This window comes from Bradyrhizobium vignae, from assembly GCF_900324035.1.
Classification (GTDB): Bacteria; Pseudomonadota; Alphaproteobacteria; order Rhizobiales; family Xanthobacteraceae; genus Bradyrhizobium; species Bradyrhizobium vignae.
Window position 1 is genome coordinate 7,144,923 of the sequence record NZ_LS398110.1, and the last position, 24,370, is coordinate 7,169,292.

Sequence of the window (24,370 nt, forward strand, 5' to 3'; positions counted from 1 at the left end):
CGGGTCGCAGTACTCTCCGATCGCGCTCGCCGAAGGCGCCGCACCGCAAGACCGGCCGCAGGGGCGGCTGGCCGACACAGGCCTGCCAATGTTATCTATTCTTGCGGGCGCGCTACAGGTGCTTACCTGCTGCGATGCGATGAGGTGCGTGACCTCATCCTCCAGACCTCAATGCGAGCTGCCTTGCCACCTGGACATCGTAGGCTCGCCGTCAGGAGAACAGCTGCCGCGCCTTGATAAGCGCACGCACGAGCACATCAATCTCATCACGTGTATTGTAAAGTCCGAATGACGCACGGCACGTCGCCAGCACGCCGAAGCGCTTGAGCAGCGGCATCGCACAATGGGTCCCCGCCCGCACCGCTACACCGGCGCGGTCGATGACGGTTGCAATATCGTGCGCATGCGCACCCTTCATATCAAATGAAATGATCGGTCCTTTGTCGACCGGGGTCCCGATCATGCGCACGAAATTGATCTCCGCCAATCTCTCCTGCGCGTAAGCGAGCAGTACGCTCTCGTGCCTGCGGATCTGCACCTTGCCTATTGAATTGATGTAATCGATAGCCGCGCCTAGCCCGATGGCTTCGACGATCGGCGGCGTACCCGCTTCAAAGCGATGAGGCGGATCGCCATAAATGACGCCAGAACGCGAGACCTCGCGGATCATCTCCCCGCCCCCATTGAAGGGCGGCATCGATGCCAGATGTTCAGACTTGCCGTAAAGCACACCGATCCCAGTCGGACCATAGAGTTTGTGGCCCGTCATGACGTAGAAATCGCAATCTATATCGCAGACATCGGCGCTCAGATGGACGCATCCTTGCGAGCCGTCGACCAGCACTGGGATACCACGAGCGTGCGCGATGCTCACCACGTCTTTTACGGGCAATACCGTGCCGAGCACGTTCGACATTTGTGTGATTGCAACCATCTTGGTGCGCGGGGTCAGCAGTCGCTCAAAATCATCGAGCAAGAGGTTTCCGTCATCATCCACTGGCGCCCATTTGATCACTGCACCGAGTCGTTCCCTGAGAAGGTGCCATGGCACAATGTTCGAGTGGTGTTCCATGATCGAGAGAACGATCTCATCACCTGGAGTAATGCGTTCGCGGCCAAAAGTCTGCGCGACTAGATTGATTGCCTCCGTGGCGCTCCGGGTGAAGATGATCTCTTCATTTAGACGCGCGTTCACAAACCGCGCCACCTTGGTACGGGCGCCTTCATACGCCTCGGTCGCCGCGTTAGCGAGGTAGTGCAAGCCGCGATGAACGTTGGCGTATTCGCTGGAGTACACCTGCATCATACGGTCAAGAACCTCGTTGGGCTTTTGCGCGGATGCAGCGTTATCGAGGTAAACAAGTGGCTTGCCGTACACCGTCATGGCGAGCGCAGGAAAGTCCGTACGCACACGGTTCACCTCGTAACTGCCATCGCTCACGGCCGGATGTGCGCTCATCGCCGCGCCTGCAGCCAGCGTTCAGTTTCTACTGTCACAAAATCGCGCAGATTCTCGGACGTGATCCCCTCAATCGCCTCACCAATGAACGCTTTAATCAGCAACATCTGCGCATCTTTCTCGGATAGCCCCCGAGCGCGCAGATAGAACAAGAGAGTGTCATCCAGCGCACCCGATGTCGCTCCGTGGCTGCAGACCACGTCGTCAGCTAAGATTTCAAGTTCCGGCTTGTTGTCGGCCTCGGCCTGGTCGGAGAGGAGCAATGCTCGGCTGGTCAGGGTGGCATCCGTCTTCCGGGCGGCGGGACGAACGACGATTCGGCCCTGAAACACCGAACGGCCGCAATCGTCGATAACCGCGCGGAACTTCTCCCGACTGGTGCAATGTGGCACAGCGTGGTCGACCACGATCGTTGTGTCCGCGTGGAGCTTGTCCCTGACGAGATTAACGCCATTCGCCGAGAGCTTGGTTCCTTCGCCGGTCAGCGTTATGAATCCCTGATAGCGGCTGATGGAGCCGCTACAGGTCATGCTGAAGAGGTCGAGCTTAGCCCTTGCGCCGACGGCGATGATTGCCGACGAGATGTTCACGGCGTCTGAGGCAGCGGCTGCCACCCGGATATACGAAAGGCTTGCCTCCTCACCAACCAGGGCGATCATCGCATCGTTGGCTTGATAGCCGCTCGCGCCTTCAGCCGGGACGAAACTTTCCACGATGGCCGCATGCGCTTCTTTTCCGAGCTGCAGATAGGAGCGTGTATAGGTGGACACCGACGAGCCGGTTGCGACATGAACGATTTGAATTGGACGCTTCACCGCATTGCCGTCGTTGACCGTAATCACCAGACCATCCGTCGCCATTGCGGCATTGAGCGAGATCGCCGAATCGCTCGTCGTGGACAGCACCAGACCGGCCATAGCCCCAGTGGCCGAATCCTCCAGAACCTCTCGCAGCGACCGAACAACGACTCCATTTTCTACCCTGCCGACATCGGATAGCTCCGGCGCGAATATGCCATTTACCAAAACGAGTTTGACCGCCTGATCGGCAGCCACTTGCTTGGCCGACACCTTTGCGCGCACCAGCGCCTCCGCGTCTGGTCGCGGAGCGAGTGGCAGCACCTCGCCGATCAGGGCGCGCAGATCAGTGTATTTCCAATCCTCCATGCGCCGATGCGGGAGGCCGGCACGCTTGTAGACGTCGAATGCCCTCGCCCGGATTTGGGCGACAAGGCCTACACCAGGCAGCCGTCCACGCGCCGCAGCGAAAACATCGCCCGTTGCGCGTTCGGCGTCGGCTTTGGCCAAAACCTGCTTCATCGGGGAATCCCTAAGGCCGTCAGGCCGCGTCTTCAAATTGGGCATAGCCGCAAGCCTCGAGCTCCAGCGCGAGTTCCTTGCCACCGCTCTTCCTGATCCGACCTCTCGACATCACGTGCACAATGTCTGGCACGATATGGTCGAGAAGCCGCCGATAGTGCGTGATCACGATCATTGCTCGCTCCGGCGAACGCAAGGCGTTGATGCCGCTGGCGACGGTACGCAGCGCGTCGATGTCGAGGCCGGAATCGATCTCGTCAAGGATACACAGACTCGGCTCGAACAATGCCATTTGCAAGATTTCATTGCGCTTCTTCTCGCCGCCGGAGAAGCCGACATTGACGCCGCGCTTGAGCATGTCCTGCGGGATATTCAGCGACCCGGCGACCTCGCGGACTCTTTTCAGAAACTCGGGGGTGGAGAATTCCTGTTGGCCGCGCGCCTTGCGCTGGGCGTTAAGTGCCGCCCGCAGGAAGTTCGTGGTGGTCACACCGGGGATGTCGACCGGATACTGAAAGGCCAGGAACACGCCCTTGGCAGCGCGTTCATTTGGCTCCATCCGCAAGAGGTTCTCGCCCCTGAACAAAACTTGCCCGCCAGTGATCTCATAGCCCGGCTTGCCGGCGATGACGTGCGAGAGTGTCGATTTGCCGGAGCCATTCGGCCCCATGATCGCGTGCACCTCATCCGCATTGACGTTAAGATGCAGGCCGCGAATGATTTCGCGGTTTTCGACACCAACATGCAAATCTCGGATTTCGAGTAGCGCCATTCTGATCTGATCCCTGAAACGCGTCATCTGGCGAGCCGCATTCGAGGCGGCTCGCGGGGTGTTTATCCGACAGATCCGTCGAGCGAGATCGAGATTAGCTTCTGCGCCTCCACTGCGAACTCCATCGGCAGTTTTTGCAGAACTTGCTTGACGAAGCCGTTGACGACGAGGCCGACCGCCTCTTCCTGGCTGAGGCCGCGCTGGATGCAGTAGAACAGCACGTCCGCGGAGATCTTCGAGGTCGTCGCCTCGTGCTCGAACGTTGCCGAGGAGTTCTTGGCCTCGATGTAGGGCACGGTGTGCGCGCCGCATTTGTCGCCGATCAGCAGCGAGTCACAGGCGGTGAAATTGCGCGCGCCGGTCGCCTTGCGATGCGCGGTGACGAGACCGCGATAGGTGTTCTGCGACTTGCCGGCGGCGATGCCCTTGGAGATGATGCGGCTCGACGTGTTCTTGCCGAGATGGATCATCTTGGTGCCGGAATCGACCTGCTGGAATCCGTTCGAGATCGCGATCGAGTAGAACTCGCCGCGGGAGTTGTCGCCGCGCAGGATGCAGCTCGGATATTTCCAGGTGATCGCAGATCCCGTTTCGACCTGGGTCCACGAGATCTTCGAATGGGCGCCGCGGCAGTCGCCACGCTTGGTGACGAAATTGTAGATGCCGCCCTTGCCTTCCGAATTGCCGGGGTACCAGTTCTGCACCGTCGAATATTTGATCTCGGCATCGTCGAGCGCGACGAGCTCGACCACGGCGGCGTGCAGCTGGTTCTCGTCGCGCTGCGGCGCGGTGCAGCCTTCGAGATAGGAGACGTAGGAGCCCTTGTCGGCGATGATCAGCGTGCGCTCGAACTGGCCGGTATTGCGCTCGTTGATGCGGAAATAGGTCGACAGCTCCATCGGGCAGCGCACGCCCGGCGGCACGTAGACGAACGAGCCGTCGGAGAACACCGCCGAGTTCAAGGTCGCGTAGAAATTATCGGAGGTCGGGACAACCGAGCCGAGATATTTCTGCACCAGTTCAGGGTGCTCGCGGATCGCCTCCGAGATCGGCATGAAGATCACGCCGGCCTTCTTCAGCTCGGACTTGAAGGTGGTCGCGACCGAAACCGAGTCGAACACCGCATCGACCGCGATCTTGCGGCGGGCCGGGTCTTCCTCGCCGACCTTGGGTTCCACGCCTTCGAGCATGGCCACTTCCCGCAAGGGGATGCCGAGCTTCTCGTAGGTCTTGAGGATCTCCGGGTCGATCTCGTCGAGCGAGGTGACGGTCTTCTTCGGCTTCGGTGCCGCGTAGTAATAGAGGTCCTGGAAGTCGATCTTGGGATAGTCGACGCGCGCCCAGGTCGGCTCCGTCATGGTCAGCCAGCGCCGATAGGCCTCCAGCCGCCACTGCAGCATCCAGGCTGGTTCACTCTTCTTTGCGGAGATAAAGCGGACGGTGTCTTCCGACAGCCCCTTCGGAGCCTTGTCGGACTCGATCAGTGTCTCAAAGCCATATCGATACTGATCGACGTCGATGCGCCGGACGCGCTCGATCGTCTCTTGTACAGCTACCATTGCCCGCTCCGTCGGCGCAACGACAACTCCCGCCGGTGAGGGTTCCGCCGCGATCTATCTGAGTGGATCGCGCAAGGCGCCGCCGACGCGGGGCCAGCGAGTGAGAGAAACAGAAGACGAGTCCAATAGGCGACGGCTGTCGATACCGTCTTCATAACGTTTTGCGCAGGAGCTCCTCTCATCGGCAACTCCACCTATGCCGGCACGCAGGTGTCGGGCACCGGGCAAACGACGGCGCATTGCGGCACGTCAAAGTGCCCCTCACATTGGGTACACTGGGTCGGATTGATCACATATATGTCGTTCTTCAGGCTGATCGCGGCATTGGGACATTCGAACTCACATGCACCGCAGACCGTGCACTGGGATGCGATTATCTTGTAGGCCATCACTGCGATTCCATGAGCGAAAGTTGCGGGACAGTTTGTTGGCCTTCAAGACTTGTGCCAGGGTTAAACTTGATTTTGTTTGAGCTATTTTCTACTGACGCAAGTCGCCGCCTCGACTGCGTGTCGCAAATCCTACAACGCGCATGACAGTCGCTTGTGGGGTTGCGCATCTCATGGCAGTCAGCGATTAGGTGAACTGCGTTCGCCAGCATCAGGGAACGATCTGCGATCCTTCCTAAGGCCGCCATGCCGCGGCAATGATGGATGCGCCGCGCGACTTCCAAAAGTTCTCCGCCGGTGTGTCAGGTCGATCCGCCGCCGCATCTTAATGGTTCCACTCACCGGGGCGGCGGCGGCTTCATCGACAACACCACGACAACAATCCGCGCATTCATCGCCTGCCGGTCGGCGTCTCCAACCGCGGGACGCATTCTCAATTGCCTTGGATTACCTGGCAAAAACCGGCATTCATATGCGCTGTATGGAATTGTCTCGCGTCGTGCGGGGACTAAAGCCAGGCGCGCTCGTCTGGTGATCCTCCGCTTCGCTTCGCGTTGGAAGTAAATGCCGCCGCCGGTCGGCAGATCGATGGAGCAAAAAAAAGCCACCCCGAAGGGTGGCTTAAGTCAGGGAGGAAAATGCCCATAAGGGCCTCTGGGATCAGGCCGCAGCCTGTTCGATCGGTGAGAAGGGCAGTCCGAGGCTTTCGGCGACCGCTTTGTAAGTTAGCCGGCCCCGATGGACGTTGAGGCCTGCGCGCAAATGCGGATTCTCGAGCACGGCGGAAAAGCCCTTGTTGGCCAGAGCCAAGCCAAACGGGAGGGTCGCGTTATTCAGTGCCTGGCTCGAGGTTAGCGGCACGGCCCCGGGCATATTGGCCACGCAATAATGAATGATGCCATCCACTTCGTAAGTAGGTTCAGCGTGAGTGGTTGGGTGCGACGTCTCAAAGCAGCCACCCTGATCGATAGCGACGTCCACAAGCACCGCCCTCTTGCGCATCGAGCTAAGGATGCTCCGGCGGACCAACTTCGGCGCGCTCGCACCCGGAACGAGCACCGCACCAATCACCACATCCGCCGCAAATACCTCTTCCTCCACGGAGTCGAGAGTCGAAAACCTGGTGCGAACGCGTCCTTCGAATAGCTCGTCCAACTCGCGGAGCCGGAGTATCGAACGGTCGATGATGGTCACCTCTGCGCCCAGACCAACCGCCATGCGTGCCGCGTGCGTACCAACGACGCCACCTCCGATCACCACGATCCGGGCAGGCTGAACACCGGGCACCCCACCGATCAACAGCCCTCGTCCGCCTGCACTCCGCTTCAGGGCGCTACCAGCCGCTTCGATCGCAAGCCTACCCGCGACCTCGCTCATCGGCGCGAGCAGCGGAAGACCACCATGCGCATCTGTTACGGTCTCATAGGCGATCGCAGTGCATCCAGATTTCAGGAGGCCCTTGGCCTGATCCAGGTCGGGGGCAAGATGCAGATAAGTGAACAGGATTTGGTTTTCCCGCAGCTGACACCACTCGGACGGCTGAGGTTCCTTAACCTTTACGATCATCTCGCTCGAGGCGAATACCTCAGCTGCGGAAGTTAGAATCGTTCCACCAGCATTGCGATAATCGTCGTCGGTTGCACCAATGCCAGCGCCGGCATTGGTCTCGATCATCACGCTGTGGCCTGCCGCCACGTATTCGCGGACAGCTCCCGGGGTAAGGCCCACGCGATATTCGTGCACCTTGATTTCCTTGGGGACTCCGACCTTCATTTAAAAACTCCCTGCCTGGAGCGCCTTTCTAATCGGAAGCGAGCAGCGATATTGCGACCCAGCCATCAAAATGGCGCAGAAATTCAACGATATTTGACAAGCTTCGCAGGATTTCAAACCCATGGGTACCGAGCGGGTCGTGTCACCATCCTCCCTGAGCTTTACCGTCGAAACTGCGCGATGGCGCTGAATCGTCTCGAACTTCGTTCTCGGCTCGTGGAAAAGCTAACAAGCGAAACTCAGCACGCCTAAAGAGCGAAGTCGCAGTCTGCCGGTTGGGCAGATTGCCGATAGAAGGGATAGTTTCCGTCAGCTACTGGGTGATGGGTAATGGCTCATGACCATTGATCATAAACTTGGTTTCCGAAAGCTGGACGATGCGCAGCGCGTTCAACAGATGCGAGGCAATTGTTCGCCCCACAACCAATCGACGATTCGTCGACCGCCGAAACCGGTCGCCATCTGCACAAACTTCCGTTCGTCAGCCACCGCTTCGCCGATATCAGCTGCCTCGGCCCCGAGCGGGTGCGCCTTCATGGCTGCAAGCACCGCATCGGCCAAATCAGGCGCGACGATCGCAACGAGCTTGCCTTCGTTGGCGACATGGATCGGATCGAGTCCAAGGAGTTCGCAGATAGCCGCGACCGCCGGCTTCACCGGAATGGATGCTTCCTGCAGACGGAACCCGAGCCCCGATTGATGCGCAATCTCGTTGAGGGTTGCGGCAAGCCCACCCCGCGTGGGGTCGCGCATCACCCGGATGCGGCTGCCGCCAGCGGCAACCATGACCGCTACGAGGTTATGCAACGCGGCGGAATCCGAGACGACCTCGGTTTGAAAAGCGAGGTTCTGACGCTTTGACATGATCGCCACCCCATGATCGCCGAGGCTACCGGACACAAGCACACGATCCCCGACCCTTGCCTTGTCGGCGGAGAGATCGAGCCCATCGGCCACAATCCCGATCCCGGTCGTAGAGATGAACAGGCCATCCGCCTTGCCGCGCTCGACGACCTTGGTGTCTCCGGCAATGATGTGAACGCCGGCTCTGCGTACTGCCGCACCCATGGAATCCGCGATCGCCTTCAGATCAGAAAAGGCGAAGCCCTCCTCGATGATAAAACTGGCTGACAGATAGAGGGGACGCGCGCCGGACATCGCGACGTCATTGATCGTGCCGTGCACAGCCAATGACCCGATATTGCCGCCTGGAAAGAACAGCGGCGAGACCACATAGCCGTCGGTCGTCATCACCATCCTGCCTGCGGCAACGTCAAACGCGGACTGATCGTTGCAGCGGGCGAGCCATTCATTACCAAAGGCTTGGTGAAAAAGGCCGGAGATCAGCTGCGCCATGGCACGGCCCCCCGATCCGTGGGAAAGATCAACGCGTCCGTTCTCGATGTCGAGCTTGCGTTGATAGCCCTTTGCGCTCATGACGGCCGCCTCAACGGTTCATCGCGAACTCGACCATAGGTCCAATACGCCGCACAGGCGCCTTCCGATGATACCATGCAGGACCCTATGGGAGTTTCCGGCGTGCAGACCGTTCCAAACAGCTTACAGTCGACCGGCCGCTTGGCGCCACGCAGGATTGCGCAGCACTCGCACGCCGGATTGTCTGCGACACGCAGATCGTGGATCGCAAAACGCGTCTCAGCGTCGAATTGCGCGTATGCCCGTTTCAGCTCCAGTCCGCTGTTGGGCACGGCTCCGAGCCCCCGCCATTCAAACTGCTCGCGCAGCTCGAATATCTGCGATACCTCCTCCTTGGCGCGCCGATTGCCTTCACGCGTGACGGCTCGACTATATTGGTTCTCCACCTCGTAGCGATCTTCGTTCACCTGCCGCACCAGCATCAGGATCGCCTGCATCACATCGAGCGGTTCAAATCCCGCGACCACGATCGGCTTGCCAAACTGTTCTGCCAGGGGCTCGTAAGGCTGCGTACCGATAATGGTGCTGACATGTGCAGGCCCGATGAAGCCGTCAATTGGAACCCCGCCGATGTCGCGGATTTTGGGGTTCTCGAGAATGCTGTGCATCGCAGAGGGTGTAAGCACGTGGTTGCAGAACACGCTGAGGTTCTTCAGGCGCTTCTTCTCGGCAATTCGGATCATCACCGCCGTTGCGGGCGTCGTGGTCTCAAATCCGATGGCAAAGAAGACCACCTCGCGGCTCGGCGCCTGTTGGGCGAGCCGGATAGCGTCGAGCGTCGAGTAGACCACCCGAATGTCGCCGCCGAGCGCTTTAGCTCGCAACAGGGACTGTCCGTGCGACCCAGGCGCGCGCAGCAGGTCGCCGTAGACGCACAGCGTGACCTCTGGTCGGTCGACAAGCCGGATCGCCATATCGATTCGACTGGCGGGCAGAACGCAAACGGGACAACCGGGCCCGTGGATCATGCGGACGTTCGCGGGCAGCAGATCCTCGAGGCCATAACGGGAAATCGCATGAGTGTGCCCGCCGCAGAATTCCATGAAACGATACTCTCTTTGCGAATTGACCTCGACGCCAATCGCACGCGCAATTCCCTGCGCGATGGCCTTGTCGCGAAATTCGTCGGCATATTTCATGATCGGCGTTCCCCTGCGCTGCCTAGCTCCTGGAGCAGCTCCAGCGTGCGCTTGGCTTCCGCCGGATCAATCTTGGCAAGCGCATAGCCGACATGGACAAGGACGCAATCGCCGACCTTGAGCCCGTCGAGGAGAGCAATCGATATCTCCAGGCTGATGCCATCGATGGACACCATGGCCATGTCGTTGGGAAGAATCTTCGCAATCTTTGCCGGAACCGAAAGGCACATATCAGGCTGTTCCTCCCCTGGCGGACTGTTGAGCTATCTGCAGAGCGGCAATCCAGGCCTGGCCAAGGCTCAAACCGCCATCATTGGGCGGCACCCGCCGAGGCACGAGCGGCGTAAGGCCAGACGCGATGCAACCGCGCGGGATTTCATCCGCCAGCGCCGCGTTCAGGAAGCAGCCGCCGCTCAGAACGACGGTATTAACGCCCGTTGTCCGGGCAGACCGCGTGACCCAGTCAACGCAGGCAGCGGCGAAGGTGCCATGAAACAGCCCGGCGCCGCCCACCGCGTCAATGTCATCTTCAATGAACCGTGCAAACAGCGGACGAAGTGACAGCACGCTGTCCTCGATCGTCCAGCCGCCTTCGAGAATCTCAGTCCGCCGCACCAGCGCCTCGAGCTTCATCGCCGCTTCGCCCTCATAGCTCTGCAAACACGCAATCCCCAGCAGCGCCGCCACCGCGTCGAACAACCGGCCCGCACTGGTCGTGGTGGCCCCGCCCGGCTGATCGAGCAAGGCCGACACAGATCCGGCCTGTCGTTGCGCCGCAAAGCGCAGCCCGATTTCGTTACCCCGGCCGACCAAGTGCAATACTGCGCTGGCCATGCGCCACGGCTCGCGGGCTGCACGATCTCCACCAGGCATTTGCAGGGGCGCCAAGTGCCCGATGCGTCGGCACCTCGTTCCTTCGCACAACAATAGCTCGCCACCCCAGTTACCGCCCTCTGAGCCAAGGCCATGACCATCGAGCACGAGAGCAAGCGCAGGTCCTGCATGGCCATGCTCGGCGATCACTGCGGCAGCGTGGGCGTGGTGATGCTGGACCGCGACCAGCTCGCGGCCATTTGCTTCCGCAAACCGGGTAGAAGCCATATCGGGATGCAGATCATGGGCGATCGCGACAGGCTCCACATCAAGGGTCGATGTGAGGTGTCGGATCGTCTCCTCGAACGCACAGATGCCTTCGGCCGTATCCAGATCACCAATATGCTGAGAGACAAACGCCTGGTTGTCCCGCGTGATGGTGATGGTCGATTTCAGCGCGCCGCCGACGGCGAGCACGGGCGGCACAGACTTCGCAAGCCTGATCGGTTCGGGAACATAGCCACGGGCGCGACGAATGAATTGCGGCTGGCCAGCCACCACCGACACAACGGAGTCATCAGCACGCGTCAGTATATCGCGATCATGGGTCACGACAAGGTCGGAGATCCCGTTGAGCCGACGCAGCGCCTGCGCGTTGTCGATCAGGAGCGGTTCGCCGCAAAGATTGGCACTGGTGGCGACGATGACCGGGCCGGTCCCCGCACATGCTCCTGCCGAGCGAAGCGCATGAAGGATGAGGTGATGCAGCGGCGCCACAGGCAGCATAACACCCACACGCGATAAGCCAGGAGCTATGGCGGGCGCCAGATTGTTGCGCGAAGGCAGAAGGACGATGGGACGTGCTACGGATTGGAGCAGCGCAAGCTCGGGTGCGTTCGCCTCCGCGATGTCGCTGACGCGGGCCACGGTATCGACCATGACGGCGAACGGCTTCTGAAGGCGCTGCTTTCTCCTGCGCAAACGCTGCACGGCATCCTGGTTACGCGCATCGCAAAGAAGCTGGTATCCGCCCAGCCCCTTTATCGCCACGATTTGTCCTCCCGCGATTGCAGCGACAATGGCGCTGATCGCATGGCTGAGCCGAGGCCCACATGTCGGACACGCGATCGCCTCCGCATGAAACCTGCGGCTCGCCGGATCGGCATATTCGGCCGCGCAAGCGGCGCACAGCCTAAAAGCCCTCATCACAGTGTTGCGGCGGTCGTACGGAATCCGTTCGGAGATGGTGTAGCGTGGGCCGCAATGGCAGCAACTGATGAAGGGGTAAAGGTAATGGCGATTTTCTGGATCGAACAGCTCATTGAGGCATTGCTGGCAGACGGCGGCATCACGGGCAATCTGCGTTGACAACTTGCCGCCTTCGCTCGTGCCGATCGAAAAGTCTTTCGCCCCCAGCGCTGCAGTCTCCCGAACGCAGATGTGGTCGATGCGTGCCAATGGAGGCGCCTCGAGCGGCAACGTTGCCACAAACTCCGACGCGCGGCGGCCCTCGACCTCGATCGTAACGCCCTCCGGGCCATTGATGACAAAGCCCGCCAATCCGTGGCGCTTGGCGAGTCCATAGACGTACGGACGAAACCCGACCCCTTGCACTGTCCCACTCACGCGCACGCGCAGCCGCGTTCCGCAGGTGGTTGCGGCGCTCATCGCCTTGTGTCCTCTATGGAGCGCCTCTGATGCCCCGCCTGCCTATCGATCCAGGCGTAGAGCGCGCCAAACCCCTCGCCTGTGCGAGCCGAAACGACAAGCACCTCGATCTTTGGATTGACTCGTCTGGCGTATTCGATCGTCTTGCCGAAATCGAAATCAAGCAGCGGAGCCAGATCGATCTTGTTGATCACCATGAGCGAAGACGCGGCAAACGTATCAGGATATTTGAGCGGCTTGTCTTCACCTTCGGTAATCGACAGCATTACGATCTTGCAGGCCTCGCCAAGATCAAAGGCGGCGGGACAGATCAGATTGCCGACGTTTTCGATGAAGAGAATACCACCCGTGAGCTGCGGCAAACGGCGATAGGCCTCGCCAATCATCGCCGCGTCGAGATGGCAACCCTTGCCGGTGTTAACTTGGATGGCTGGCACGCCGGCGGCCCGAATGCGTTCGGCATCGTTCGAGGTCTGCTGGTCGCCCTCGATGACCCCGACTGGCCGGCTGCGCTTGAGCTCAGACACGGCGCGGACGAGCAGCGTCGTTTTACCTGCACCAGGACTGGACAAAAGATTAAATACAAACAGGTCATCAGCGACGAAGAACGCGCGGTTGTCCGCCGCAATCCCATTATTCTTGGCAAGAATATCGCGCTCGATCTGAATGACCCGTTCCCTGCTCACGCCGGCGACCTTCAAGCCAGCCGGCTCGGCGCCGCTCAGAAGCGCCTGCCCGCCATGAGCCTGGTGATGGGCAGAGCAGCGGTGACGACTATGACTATCGCCAGCATGGTTTAAACGCTGAAGGCCTTGCTCGCCATGCGGACGGGCATAATGGTGATCGCAATCGACCTGCACATGGGCATCGTATCGCTCATGTCTCTCCACATCATGCGCCTTGGCGCGTTTGGTCGACGGCGACCCTTCGTTGCAGCCGCAAACGGTACACATCAATCGATCTCCAGTTCTTTCACGCGCATCTGTTCGCCCGCGGTTACCTGCAACTGATAGCTGCCGCAGCAAGGACAGCACTCACCGCGTTGCGCAATCTCGACGTTCTTCGAACAGCTCATGCACCAGGCAACGCCTGGCAGTTCGACGATGTTAAGGACTGCACCTTCGGCAACGGTCCGCGCTGCAACCGCAGAAAAGCAGAACCTGATCGCTTCAGGCGCGGCATGACTCAGCGCACCCATCTCTAGGCAGACGCTCCGCACCCGCGAAAACGATCCGTGACGTACTTCCTCCTCGACAATTTGAATGACGCCAAGACAAATCGCCATTTCATGCATGGCCAACTTCGCGAAAACTGAGAGTGAACCCGACGCACGGATCGAGCGATGCAATCACCGCATCGACTGCATCCCGACGTGGTCTACCCGTCAGCACCGCGCCCTGCAGGCTGCGGACAAGCGGTCCGCACGGGTGGAAATTCCACTCCGTCGGCGCAAGGAATTCGAAGCGGGATATCCGGCCCTGAGGATCAAGCTCAACCGCGTGGTAGAGACGCCCCCTGGCGCACTCGACCGCGGCCGCCGCACGGCCGAATCCTAACTTATATCTTTCGACAATCCCATGCTCCGCCGAGTCAATCTGAGCACCGGCCTTGAGCCAGGCACATAATCGGAGCGTTTCAGCAATTCTGGCAACCAGCCGCTCGGCCGCACCGGAGGGGCTCGGCGGGAGCCGATCACGCGTCATTTGGCGCGCCCATGGACCCGTCTCGGGCACATGTCCGTCAAGATCCGGACGATAGCAAAATGTCGGGCCATCCACGAGCAGCCGTTTAACGATATTGAGGTCGTCAGCAACGGACAGGAACGAGTGGTCCGCTGGAATTGGCTTCAGGCCGATCTCATCAAGCGCTGCAATGCGAAGCGCCAATGGGCTACCGGACCTCACCGCGCGCCCCTCATCCGACATGCCGAGCGCGTTCAGCGCACCTACGATCCGCGCTGTTGCTTCGCATTGGGCAGAGCCCCAGGGTGAGTGTGCGCTGCCAAGAAGCGCTGACATTCCCCGCATCAAGGAGCGGATTGCCGCCGCACCCGCGACGTCTTGCGCAAGATGTCCGACAAACAGACTGCGTAGCAAATCCGCAATGCGCTCAATAACGATAAGCGCAATACGACGCTGTTTTGTTGCGCGAGTGATCGCTTCGTCGCGCGCCGTCTCGACCGCGGACAGTAGTGCAATTTGCTGTGCAGCGGCACACAATGCGAAGAGCCGCGGCAGCACGTTGAGCAGCGACGAGGCTTGTTTGCCAGCGAACAGCCGTGCCAGCGGAGGCCGGACTCGCGGCAGGATCTCGATCGCGGCGACTACGTCGGAAGCTAGCGATACGGTGACATCGATCTTGTTGCCGGCAGCGAGGCTCATGCGCACCGCTCCACCAACATCCTGCGCCACGTAAGCCGGCGGTCGCTGCGCCCGCGCCATCTACGGAATCTCACCGGACGGCGAGCGCTCTCCAAGCTCTTCATGTGAAGTACGCCTCAATAATTTCCTGCATGCGCTCGGCAGAGTCCTGGAAATCCTCGTCGGCAGCCAACGCAACAATTGGAACGTCGCCGATCTCCAACGTATCAAGGATGATATTGTCCGTAGAATTGAAGAACTGCACCGACCAGACGTTCCTGATCCCGGTCGCCTGCACACGGCACGTGCTGTAGCCGCGAAAGATGAGTTGGACCGGACCATTGCCCAGGCTTTGCTGCAGGAATGCTAGGTCGATAACGCTCATCGGCAGCAAGGTGAGATTGATGACATGCGCGCGCATGCCAAAGCGCCAGCCGCGGGCCCGCTCGCGTATTTCGGCGAGCACCGGTTGCACGTTCATTGCGCCCACCGGCGCCGGGCCGATCGCAAGATCGACGGACGTCAGGTCATTTGCAGCGCGCCGGACAATCTGCGGGATCGCTCCGACCTCAAGATATTCGCGCGCTGGCCCGCTTCCGATGCGCACGCGCCAAATTCCTGCAAGCACGGACTCACGGATTTGCGCCAAAGAGCCATCTGGCAGCGCAACCACGCCGGCGACCTCACCTGCGCCGAGCACTTCGGCTATCAGCTTGCGCTCGGGATCGCTGAGATTAGCGAGGCCGTACAGTTGCGTCCGAGCGCCGCTTCTCTGCCTGGCGACGGCAGCAGCGGCGTTCGATAGTACCGCGGTGGCATTCGGATAGGTCCTTGCAAGCTCGTTGCCGTCGCGCCAGGCTCGCTGGGCGAGCGCACGCGCACTCGTCAACCCGCTGTAGAATACATCGAGACTTCTAGTGCCCGTGGCAAGGTCATTCGCCGCCCCGTCGGCGCCATCGGATATAACGCGGATCGCTGTTTTCATAATGCGATGATCCGTTGGCTGGATCGAGAGGCAATGCACTTGCCGACACAAGCGCTGCCGGCGTGTGGCCGAACCATCGGTACCGAAATGCGATCGATCGCGATGAAAGGGACCGGCCTCCTGCCGATCAGGCGGAGTGTATCGTGCCGTTGGCCGAGGATCAGCGTCGACGGGGCTCGTAGGCCGAGCCACTCAACCAGTTCGCCACCTACGCCGCGCGCAGGCACTGCACCTTGCCTGCGCCGCCGAAACGTATTGGCCATCTCAGGAAGTAAGAATGCGACGTGGATGATCCGGAGCAAATATAGGGGATCGGCCACCGGCAGCGGCATCACGGCCGCCCTCACGGGAGCGTTCGCGACCAGGCGCGCATGGACGCTGACGCCCTCCACGTCGAATGGAGCGGGTCGCGCCAGACCATGCTGCGTCGGCTGCAACTTCATCACACGCCTTCCCTGACAATGTTCGGTTCCGCTAGCAGGGTAATAGCAAGGGGTATGCCAATCACTTTCTGTCCGCGTCTCGCGCTCGAACCAGCGGGTCGAGGCGCCTGACATTTTCGATGCAAAGGTACGTGCGACTGGGATACGATTTGTGAGAAGCCTGGTCGGCGCAACTGGCGAGCGGAACTGCTAGCGCAGGTGCTCCGGCAATTGCGGCTCATGAGCGATCAAGTCCGCAAAGAAGCAATCGCAGTCCTGGCCGTTGAGGCTGGCCTCAAGCCCCTCAAGTGCCTCCGAGATCAGCCTTGCTTCATTTTCGTCCAAAAGCCGCACCGCGCTGTCGATATGAACGAGCACCTTGGCGCCGGCCGAGGCGTCGGAGAGCAGCACGACCGAGACGCGCCGCTGTTCATCGCCATACTCGCACAGCGCTGTGATGCCGTCGGTCTCGATAATCGTCATTGGCAATCCAAGGCACATGATCAGTCGGCGCCAGCTAAGCCCCCATCTCATAGTTTGCATCGTCGATATTGTTCGCTAACAGCCGTTCTGATGCAGGCAGCGGCGAGGTCCGCGGCTTTGCCGGCGAGTCCCACTGCGCCAGGAGTTTGCAAGCCAGTTCAATCGCAGGCGCAATCTGAAGGCGTACCGGGACTGTCAGCGGACCGCCCCAATGCTCTAGGTCCAGCGGCTGACAGCCGATGAGAGCGAGCTCCCGCGGGCACCGACCAAGCAGGTCGGCCGCACTCAAGACCTCCTGGAAGCCGGTCTGATGCAGGCTCACCTTCTTGGCGGCGGTAAATTTTGGCACTTCGTCATCTCGCACCAGCTTCAACTGCCCGGGCAGCATTCCATAGTCGACGGCATCGAAGACGATCAGGCAATCGGCCTGCTCCAGAAAACTGACGAGATAGAGTCCCTGTGTACCGCCATCGAGGACGGTTACGTTGTCATCGATCGCGTAGCGGCGGTGAAACTCCTCGACCACCCTTACGCCGAATCCCTCATCCGCCCACAGTATATTGCCGATGCCGAGCACCAGAATCCTTTTCTTGTTTTCCGGATTCATCCGCGGCCCAGTCAATCGCGAAACCCGCGCTCACCCGATATCATTGAAGAGATGCTCCGGCGCGACATGAGTCTTCCCGAACCGCCGCGTAGATGTGGACCAGCGCAAAAGTCACGATCATCCACAAGCCGAGATGATGCCCGGTGTGGACATCCTGACTGTTCGGCCAAATTGAAAATACCCAACCAAACAGCTTGTACTGCCAGCTGTCAGTACCGGCACCTTGCCCATAAAGTGCAAAGCCGGTGACGACCATGAACGTCATCGTCTGCGTAAACATGAAGAACATTGCTAACTGAGCAAGACGGTTGTGCCCGAGCCGCCTCTCGGGCTCAACTGTAAGGAACCCGTACCAGCGAATCTCGTGGTACACTTCGCGCCAAAAGCACCTGCGCCAGAGCGGCAACCAAAATATCTGCATGGCATGCGCGTTTCCGATCAACGCCCAGTAGATCCGCAGAAGAAAGCCGATACTGAGCACATATCCCGCCGAGAAATGAGCAAAGCGGATATAGCCGAACAGGAAATTGCCGCTTGCCTCTCCCGACATCGCGGGTGTACCGGTTCCAATGAGATAGCCGGTTAAACTCAGCATCAGAATTGCCGCCGCATTAACCCAATGCCACAGTCGCACCGGCGCGTAGGCGGTGCCAGCGCCGATGCTCCGGTCAATGGGTTCCGCATCGGCGGCGGCAAGGAGCTTTCGGGCTCTATCCAGCATGTCGCTAACGAACATTGACCGAAGCCATTTCTTGGCCGTCGGGACTCATCACGTGGGTCGAGCAAGCCAAGCACGGATCAAAGGAATGGATCGTGCGCAAGATCTCCAGGGGCCGGTGTGGATCGACCATCGGGGTACCGATCAAGGAGGCTTCAAAAGCGCCAATATTGCCCTTGGCATCGCGAGGAGATCCGTTCCACGTCGTTGGCACGACACATTGATAATTGTCGATCTTGGCGCCCTTGATCTTGATCCAGTGCCCAAGCGCACCGCGCGGGGCTTCACTGAACCCGTAGCCCTTGGCCTCCTTGTGCCAGCTTTCCGGCTTCCACCTGCTGACATCGGCAGTTGCCGTATTGCCTGCCTTGATGTGCATTACCAGCTTATCCTGGAAATAACGCATCTGATGCGCCGCCCACTGGCATTCGAGCGCCCGCGCCGCAGTGCGGCCAAGCGTCGAGAACAGCGCAGTCAGGGGAAGATTGAGCCCCTTGAGCAGTCTCTCGGCCGGCTCCTTGAACCCAGCTTTGCCTTGCGCATAACCGATGATGTATCGCGCCAACGGCCCGACTTCCACCGCGTGGCCGCGCCAGCGCGGCGCTTTGATCCAGGAATACTTGCCGCCTTCGTCGAGCTCCTTAATATCTGTCTTGCTGCCTTTGAGTTTTGGCCCAAGTTCAAAACGCGGCTCGGTGATACCGTCCCAGGGATGCAATCCACAGCAATCACTTGGATATTTATACCATGAATGCGCGACGAATTCCTGGATCTGCTCGGGATCACCATGGTCGATCGGCAGTATCTCGTTCAGATTGCCCCCAAGAATGACCCCGCGCGGCAGCTTAAAGCTTTTGGCGGAACAGTCATTTGCGTTTTCGGGGATGTCGCCATACGACATCACGTTCTTGCTCGAAAGTCCGCCGCCATGGAGCCAGTCCTTATAGAACGAGCAGATCGCGACAATGTCGGGCAGATAGACGTGTTCGACAAACTCGATCGAACGGTCGATGATCGAGGAGACGATGTTCAGTCGCTCCATATTGATCGCACCCACCGCACCAGTTCCGTCGGTATTGATCGCACAGGGCACGCCGCCGACCAGCCAGTTCGGATGCGGGTTCTTACCACCATAGATAGCTTGGATCTTGACGATCTCCTTCTGGAAGTCCAGCGCTTCCAGATAATGCGCTACAGCCATGAGGTTGGCTTCCGGTGGCAGCTTGTAGGCCGGATGCCCCCAATAGCCATTCTTGAACGGACCATGTTGCCCTGATCCGAAGAATTTGGTGAGCCGGATCTGCAAATCCTTAAAATAGCCAGGGGACGACAGCGGCCAGGGCGAGATAGACTGCGCGAGCGCGGAGGTCGACTTCGGATCGGCCTTGAGCGCGGAGACCACGTCGACCCAATCCAGTGCGTGCAGGTGATAGAAATGTACGAGGTGATCATGCACGAGCAGGCACAGCTGCATGATGTTGCGGATCGAATTGGCATTCTCCGGAATCGCAATTCCTAGTGCATTTTCAACCGCGCGCACGGAGGTGAGCGCATGGGTGCCGGTGCAGACCCCGCAAATCCGCTCGGTGAACGCCCAGGCGTCTCTAGGATCGCGCCCGCGCAGGATGACTTCGATACCACGCCACATCGTCCCGCTCGAGACCGCATTGCGGATCACATTGTCGGAATCGAGATTGGCTTCGACACGCAGGTGGCCTTCGATCCGCGTCAACGGATCGATGACGATTCGCCTGCCTGAACGATCAAGATTGAACCCATTCGGTGTCTGGACGGCCACCGTCGCCCCCTCCTCAACTCGGTTTGCTTTTGTGGGGTGCGCGATCCGGCTTGTGGGTCATCCGCTTCACGGCCGTGATCGCCGCATGTGCAGCGACGGTTAGCCCAACTACGCCGGCAGCGGCCATGCCGATCTGGTCGGCGTTCTCCTCGATCCCGAACTGCTTGATGGTTGTGAGTCGGTCGTAAAATGACCCCTTATCCCAGAAGCCGTCTTCGGAGCAGCCAAAGCAGCCATGGCCGGATTGAATCGGAAATGAAACGCCGCCGTTCCACCGAAGGGCCGAACAGGCATTGTAGGTGGTTGGCCCCTTGCAGCCCATCTTGTACAGGCAATAGCCCTTGCGTGCGTACTCATCGTCCCACTCTTCGACGAATTGGCCAGCGTCGAAATGGGAACGCCGATAGCACTTGTCGTGAATGCGCTCGGAATAGAACATACTTGGACGCCCTTGGCGATCGAGCTCCGGAAGCTTTCCGAACGTGGTGATGAAAGTCACGAGGCCACTCATGACCTCCGCGATAGGCGGGCACCCAGGCACCTTGATGATCGGCTTGTTCGTGATCACCTTATCGATCGGCGCCGCGCCAGTCGGATTGGGCTTGGCCGCTTGCACGCATCCCCAAGACGCACACGTACCCCAAGCGATGATGGCCATGGACTCTTCCGCCATGGACCTGAGCTTTTCAACGAACGGCTTGCCGCCGTCAATGCAGAACATGCCACCCTCGTTCAGCGGTGGATTGCCTTCGACGGCGAGCACATACCTGCCTTTGTACTTGGCACGAGTTTCCTCCAAGATGGCTTCGGCCTGGTGTCCCGCCGCCGCCATGATCGTATCGTCATAGTCGAGCGAAATCATCGACAGCAGCGCGTCCTTGATCAAGGGATGGGCCGAGCGGATAAAACTTTCCGAGCAGCAGGTACACTCGAGCCCGTGCAGCCAAATGACGGGCAAACGCGGTTTGGTCTCCAGGGCATTGGCAATACTGCTTGCGGCGAGCGGACCAAGCCCCAAGCTCGTGGCAGTCAAACTGCAGAATTTGTGGAAACTACGACGCGTCATACCCTGACGTCTGATCACGCTGTAGAACGTTTCCGTTGCACCACTCATGAAGCGTTCCATGTGAGTTGTCTTCGGCCGTAACGAATTACTGACGTTCAGCAAGAAACAAGCCACCGAAGCGAAACACTTGACAGATACCATGTCACCGCTTCGGGATTTGCGGACTGTCGAAAGCAGCCAGCGAGCCACAAGCTGCGCGATTGATCTGTCATGCCAATGGTGTCCGGTTTTGGACGTCCATGTGAGCACTTCAACAGAGCAGCACGATGTTTCACCACTGCACGGCGACTACGTCTTGCTCCCGTTTGCATGACCGCGACACTCACGTGTTATGCCGGTTGTTCAATGGAATTGGTGCAGTTGACGGGCACCGAACTGCCCCCCCAGTGTTAATCAGACTTGCCGATTGTTGACCAAAGGGGCGTTAATCCGCTCATAGTCGCAACTGCGCAAGCAGCCCGTACCAAAGCGTCTGTCGATAGACGAAGAGAAGCAGCAATGTGAGTCGGACACCGCCCTCGCTTTTTTGGTCTGATCGATCCAGTCTGCCTTTAATTCAAAGCGCCTTGCCGCACGGCATCGCTGCAGGATCGTAAGCGAGAGCCTGGACGTTCGGAGCTATCACAGGAGCGTTCATCGCGCGAGCCGATCGACAGCAATGCGCGATCGTCTTGGCGCATCGCGACGGCAAACCCGCTTGCAAGAGTTTCTTCGGGATAGCGAAGCCGATCTCGTTGTTGAAGCACTGGCGCCATCCGCGCCAACGCGGATAGCAGGTAACGGCGCCGACTTTCAATCGAATTGATGCGCAGTAGCAGCACTGTCTGCCGACCACCCCAAAAAATTGTTGGCCGAGCCTTTCGGCCGAAAGCGGATTATCGGATTATTGCAGCATAGACGATATATTGGACTTGTTCGCGGTAATACTTCCGGATTTCTCCGGGCGCTGCCGTTCCGACCACCACGACGAGACGCTCCTTTGGGTCGCAGAAAAATTGTGTCCCGTAGGCGCCAGTCCAAGTGAACTCACCTGGATTGCCCGGAACCGCCGAGAGACCCTCGTTTATGCGTACAGCTACTCCGAGCCCGAAGCCGAAGCCGGCACGGTGCGCCTCCACATTGGCCACCTTATTTTTGATCTCTGCCCCGAGATGGTCGGAAATCATGTGGCGCACCGTCTTCGGACCGAGAATGCGCTGCCCATCGAGCTCCCCGCCGTTGAGCAGCATTTGTCCAAAGCGCACGTAGTCACCGACTGTCGCAAATGCGCAGGCTCCCCCGCAGTCAAACTTCGTCGAACTTTCGAGGAGCTCGATGTCCTGTGGCTTTCCCGTAAGCGGGTCGGCTGGAAATGGATGAGCGAGGCGTTCGCGTTGCGATTCAGACAAATGGAAAGTGGCATCCTGCATTTCGATGGGCGTCCACAGATTTCTGGCCAGATAGTCGCCCAATCGCTGTTCGCTGACCTGTTCCACGACAGCTCCCAGCACATCGGTCGAGAAGCCGTATTCGAATTCCGTCCCCGGTTGGTGCGCTAGCGGCAGCTTAGTAATTGCTTCGATGAACGCCTGCTTATCGCCCCTTAGTGGCGGAGCGGCGAAATCGGGATAGAGACGCGCCACTTGGTCTGAGCTGTCGGGGGGCACGCCATAGGTGAGCCCGGATGTGTGGCGATAGAGATCGTGGATGTAGATCGGAGAACTCTGCGTTTGAAACTCCAATGAGCCGTCATGCTGTGGCACTCCCACCTTCATGTTTGCGAATTCCGGGTAATAATCCGCAAGCCTGGCCCGTAGAGGCAGGCGGCCTTGCTCCATGAGGATAAGTCCCGCAACGGCCACCATCGGCTTGGTCATAGACGCAAGTGCGAACATCGCGTCGAGCCGCATCGACTTTCCTTTTGCAGGATCGAGTTGCCCGTACGCCTTGTAGTGAATCAGCTTGCCGTCCCTGGCGATTGCAACCACCGCACCCGGCACGCGTTTACTAGCGATTTCGCGAGCGAAGAACTCGTCGAGCTTGGCGAGGCGCTGCTGAGAAACGCCGACGTCATGGGCCGTCGCTTCGGGCAGAGGCGCGGAGTGCACTGAATTGAAGCCGATTCCAGCAGCCGCTACGGCCATAACAAGCTTGTTCATTGTAGCCTCGCAAGGATTGATGGATCCGGCTTGCATTACTGCTGCTCGGTCGTGATCGGATATGTCCGGCCGGCTAACCTAAGACGGCTCGGTGCCTCTCCTGGCACAGTGTCTGTCGATGAGGGATAAGGTGAAGATTGCCGCAAAGGCGAACATCACCATACCGCCGGCAAGCACACTTGCCTCGCGCCAGCGCGATGCTTGGACGTAGTCTACCACGTAGGCTGACAAAACCTTGGTGCGCCCAGGAATGTTGCCGCCGATCATCATCACGACGCCAAATGTGCCAATCGTATGAGAAAAGCCAACCACGGCGGCTTTAACGAATTCCAATCGCGCCAGCGGCCCCCTGATGGTAATGAGGGCATACAATGACGAAACGCGCCCCGTAGTTTCCATCTGGTGATCTCCTATCGCAACAAAGGCGTTACGGATCGGCTGCACCACCAACGGCAGCGCCGAGAGGACCGATCCGATCACGATTCCCGCGAAGGTAAAAGCGAGCGTGCGCTCGCCCCACAAAGAGGCGAGAACGCCACCCGGTCCGTTTGGGCCGAGCAACACGAGTAAGCAAAAGCCGAGAGCCGTCGGCGGTAGCACTAGCGGCAGCGCGATCATCGTCGTCACCGCCTCGCTCAAAAGAGTCTTTGAGCGCGCTAGCCACCAAGCGAGGGGCACACCAATCACGAGGAGGATCACGGTTGTTACGCTGGCGAGCTCAATCGTGAGCGCAACGGATTGCGCAATCTCTGCCGAAAAGACATCCATATGCGTCAGCCCAAAAATGAAAGTAGGTCGGCTTACGGGCCCAGTGATCGCCTGCATGTCCGGCTCGCCCAGGTATGTGGCGCGGATCGCCTTTTAGTCGCGCCGCACTTCATGGCGGCCGTCACATTCACGCGCGTCGTTTCTACGAGCAAGAGTAGCGTCGCAAGTCTCATCGGCAACTCCTGTGACAGGGCCGCTTCCATCCATCTGACGGCGGCACCTCCTCGTTGAAATCAGCAATTCCTGTGCCGCGTGCGAACTATGGGACGCGCTATGCGCAACATGGAGGAAATTCGCATAGACGTTCGACGTCGCTGTGGCGTGGACCTAACGCCATGTCAGATTTCTGGCATCTCTGTCGCCGAGCAGACAGCGACGGTCGCGCAACGGAACGGCAGAATTTGACGCCGCCAGAGATGCCTATTTGGTTTGTCGGTGGCTCAAACGCCGCACTCGCTGCCGGTAATAGAACGGATCGCAGGAATCCTGCCCTTTGGCAGCAACGCGAACGATCTAGCTGAGTAATCATCGTGACGGTGCTTCTGCGACGCGGCAAAAGGCGCTGAGGGGCCAACAGCGAAGGCCGTCTCTCGACCAACCTGCCTAATGCGTATCGTTAGCGCAGACCTGGAGACAAATGCCTCGTGCACGAACGAGCTTTGCCGCTAGTGACAAGGCAGTGCATCGATTCAAGATT

General features: G+C 59.5%; 21 protein-coding genes and 1 pseudogene. All 22 read right to left on the reverse strand.

Going from position 1 to position 24,370, the window contains the following annotated elements:
• Positions 1 to 211: 211 nt before the first annotated feature.
• A complete protein-coding gene (locus BRAD3257_RS34395) occupies positions 212 to 1,459 on the reverse strand; it encodes a cysteine desulfurase (protein WP_122405510.1) in 1,248 nt (415 codons plus the stop codon).
• Positions 1,456 to 2,778, reverse strand: a complete 1,323-nt coding sequence (gene sufD, locus BRAD3257_RS34400) for a Fe-S cluster assembly protein SufD (protein ID WP_122405511.1) — start codon at positions 2,776 to 2,778, stop codon at positions 1,456 to 1,458. Before sufD ends, BRAD3257_RS34395 begins: the two co-directional genes overlap by 4 nt.
• 19 nt (positions 2,779 to 2,797) lie before the next feature.
• The gene (sufC, locus tag BRAD3257_RS34405) at positions 2,798 to 3,550 is read right to left on the reverse strand and encodes a Fe-S cluster assembly ATPase SufC (protein WP_122405512.1); all 753 of its coding nucleotides are present in this window, start codon (positions 3,548 to 3,550) and stop codon (positions 2,798 to 2,800) included.
• A gap of 62 nt (positions 3,551 to 3,612) precedes the next feature.
• Positions 3,613 to 5,109 (reverse strand): Fe-S cluster assembly protein SufB, encoded by a 1,497-nt coding sequence (gene sufB / locus BRAD3257_RS34410; protein WP_122405513.1) that lies wholly within the window; start codon positions 5,107 to 5,109, stop codon positions 3,613 to 3,615.
• A 194-nt stretch (positions 5,110 to 5,303) separates the two neighbouring features.
• Positions 5,304 to 5,498 carry a 4Fe-4S binding protein gene (locus BRAD3257_RS34415; RefSeq protein WP_122405514.1) on the reverse strand — a complete coding sequence of 65 codons (195 nt, stop codon included), beginning with the start codon at positions 5,496 to 5,498 and terminating at the stop codon, positions 5,304 to 5,306.
• A gap of 660 nt (positions 5,499 to 6,158) precedes the next feature.
• A complete protein-coding gene (ald, locus tag BRAD3257_RS34420) occupies positions 6,159 to 7,271 on the reverse strand; it encodes an alanine dehydrogenase (RefSeq protein WP_122405515.1) in 1,113 nt (370 codons plus the stop codon).
• A gap of 390 nt (positions 7,272 to 7,661) precedes the next feature.
• The gene (gene hypE, locus BRAD3257_RS34425; RefSeq protein ID WP_122405516.1) at positions 7,662 to 8,708 is read right to left on the reverse strand and encodes a hydrogenase expression/formation protein HypE; all 1,047 of its coding nucleotides are present in this window, start codon (positions 8,706 to 8,708) and stop codon (positions 7,662 to 7,664) included.
• Entirely contained in the window at positions 8,705 to 9,847 is a 1,143-nt protein-coding gene (gene hypD, locus BRAD3257_RS34430; RefSeq protein ID WP_122405517.1) for a hydrogenase formation protein HypD, read from the reverse strand. Before hypD ends, hypE begins: the two co-directional genes overlap by 4 nt.
• Complete coding sequence (locus BRAD3257_RS34435; protein WP_312016232.1) at positions 9,844 to 10,023, reverse strand: HypC/HybG/HupF family hydrogenase formation chaperone; 180 nt, start codon at positions 10,021 to 10,023, stop codon at positions 9,844 to 9,846. The genes hypD and BRAD3257_RS34435 overlap by 4 nt, the downstream gene beginning before the upstream one ends.
• A gap of 55 nt (positions 10,024 to 10,078) precedes the next feature.
• Complete coding sequence (gene hypF / locus BRAD3257_RS34440; RefSeq protein ID WP_122405519.1) at positions 10,079 to 12,328, reverse strand: carbamoyltransferase HypF; 2,250 nt, start codon at positions 12,326 to 12,328, stop codon at positions 10,079 to 10,081.
• Entirely contained in the window at positions 12,325 to 13,281 is a 957-nt protein-coding gene (gene hypB, locus BRAD3257_RS34445) for a hydrogenase nickel incorporation protein HypB (RefSeq protein ID WP_162500641.1), read from the reverse strand. Before hypB ends, hypF begins: the two co-directional genes overlap by 4 nt.
• Complete coding sequence (gene hypA, locus BRAD3257_RS34450) at positions 13,281 to 13,622, reverse strand: hydrogenase maturation nickel metallochaperone HypA (protein ID WP_122405520.1); 342 nt, start codon at positions 13,620 to 13,622, stop codon at positions 13,281 to 13,283. The genes hypB and hypA overlap by 1 nt, the downstream gene beginning before the upstream one ends.
• Positions 13,615 to 14,709, reverse strand: coding sequence for a hypothetical protein (locus BRAD3257_RS34455; RefSeq protein WP_122406915.1), 1,095 nt, complete (start codon positions 14,707 to 14,709; stop codon positions 13,615 to 13,617). Before BRAD3257_RS34455 ends, hypA begins: the two co-directional genes overlap by 8 nt.
• A 100-nt stretch (positions 14,710 to 14,809) precedes the next feature.
• Positions 14,810 to 15,673, reverse strand: a complete 864-nt coding sequence (locus BRAD3257_RS34460) for a hydrogenase expression/formation protein (protein ID WP_122405521.1) — start codon at positions 15,671 to 15,673, stop codon at positions 14,810 to 14,812.
• Positions 15,670 to 16,116, reverse strand: coding sequence for a hypothetical protein (locus BRAD3257_RS34465; protein ID WP_122405522.1), 447 nt, complete (start codon positions 16,114 to 16,116; stop codon positions 15,670 to 15,672). Before BRAD3257_RS34465 ends, BRAD3257_RS34460 begins: the two co-directional genes overlap by 4 nt.
• Positions 16,117 to 16,305: 189 nt before the next feature.
• Positions 16,306 to 16,596 (reverse strand): HypC/HybG/HupF family hydrogenase formation chaperone, encoded by a 291-nt coding sequence (locus BRAD3257_RS34470; RefSeq protein WP_122405523.1) that lies wholly within the window; start codon positions 16,594 to 16,596, stop codon positions 16,306 to 16,308.
• A gap of 16 nt (positions 16,597 to 16,612) precedes the next feature.
• Positions 16,613 to 17,185 (reverse strand): HyaD/HybD family hydrogenase maturation endopeptidase, encoded by a 573-nt coding sequence (locus BRAD3257_RS34475; protein WP_122405524.1) that lies wholly within the window; start codon positions 17,183 to 17,185, stop codon positions 16,613 to 16,615.
• A gap of 11 nt (positions 17,186 to 17,196) precedes the next feature.
• Positions 17,197 to 17,906 (reverse strand): annotated as a pseudogene (cybH, locus tag BRAD3257_RS34480) (Ni/Fe-hydrogenase, b-type cytochrome subunit).
• Between the two features lie 4 nt (positions 17,907 to 17,910).
• The gene (locus BRAD3257_RS34485) at positions 17,911 to 19,701 is read right to left on the reverse strand and encodes a nickel-dependent hydrogenase large subunit (protein ID WP_122405526.1); all 1,791 of its coding nucleotides are present in this window, start codon (positions 19,699 to 19,701) and stop codon (positions 17,911 to 17,913) included.
• Between the two features lie 13 nt (positions 19,702 to 19,714).
• Complete coding sequence (locus tag BRAD3257_RS34490; protein WP_122406916.1) at positions 19,715 to 20,815, reverse strand: hydrogenase small subunit; 1,101 nt, start codon at positions 20,813 to 20,815, stop codon at positions 19,715 to 19,717.
• Positions 20,816 to 21,642: 827 nt separating this feature from the next.
• Entirely contained in the window at positions 21,643 to 22,905 is a 1,263-nt protein-coding gene (locus tag BRAD3257_RS34495; protein WP_122405527.1) for a serine hydrolase domain-containing protein, read from the reverse strand.
• Between the two features lie 78 nt (positions 22,906 to 22,983).
• Positions 22,984 to 23,673, reverse strand: a complete 690-nt coding sequence (locus tag BRAD3257_RS34500) for a molybdate ABC transporter permease subunit (protein ID WP_162500643.1) — start codon at positions 23,671 to 23,673, stop codon at positions 22,984 to 22,986.
• Positions 23,674 to 24,370: the final 697 nt, after the last annotated feature.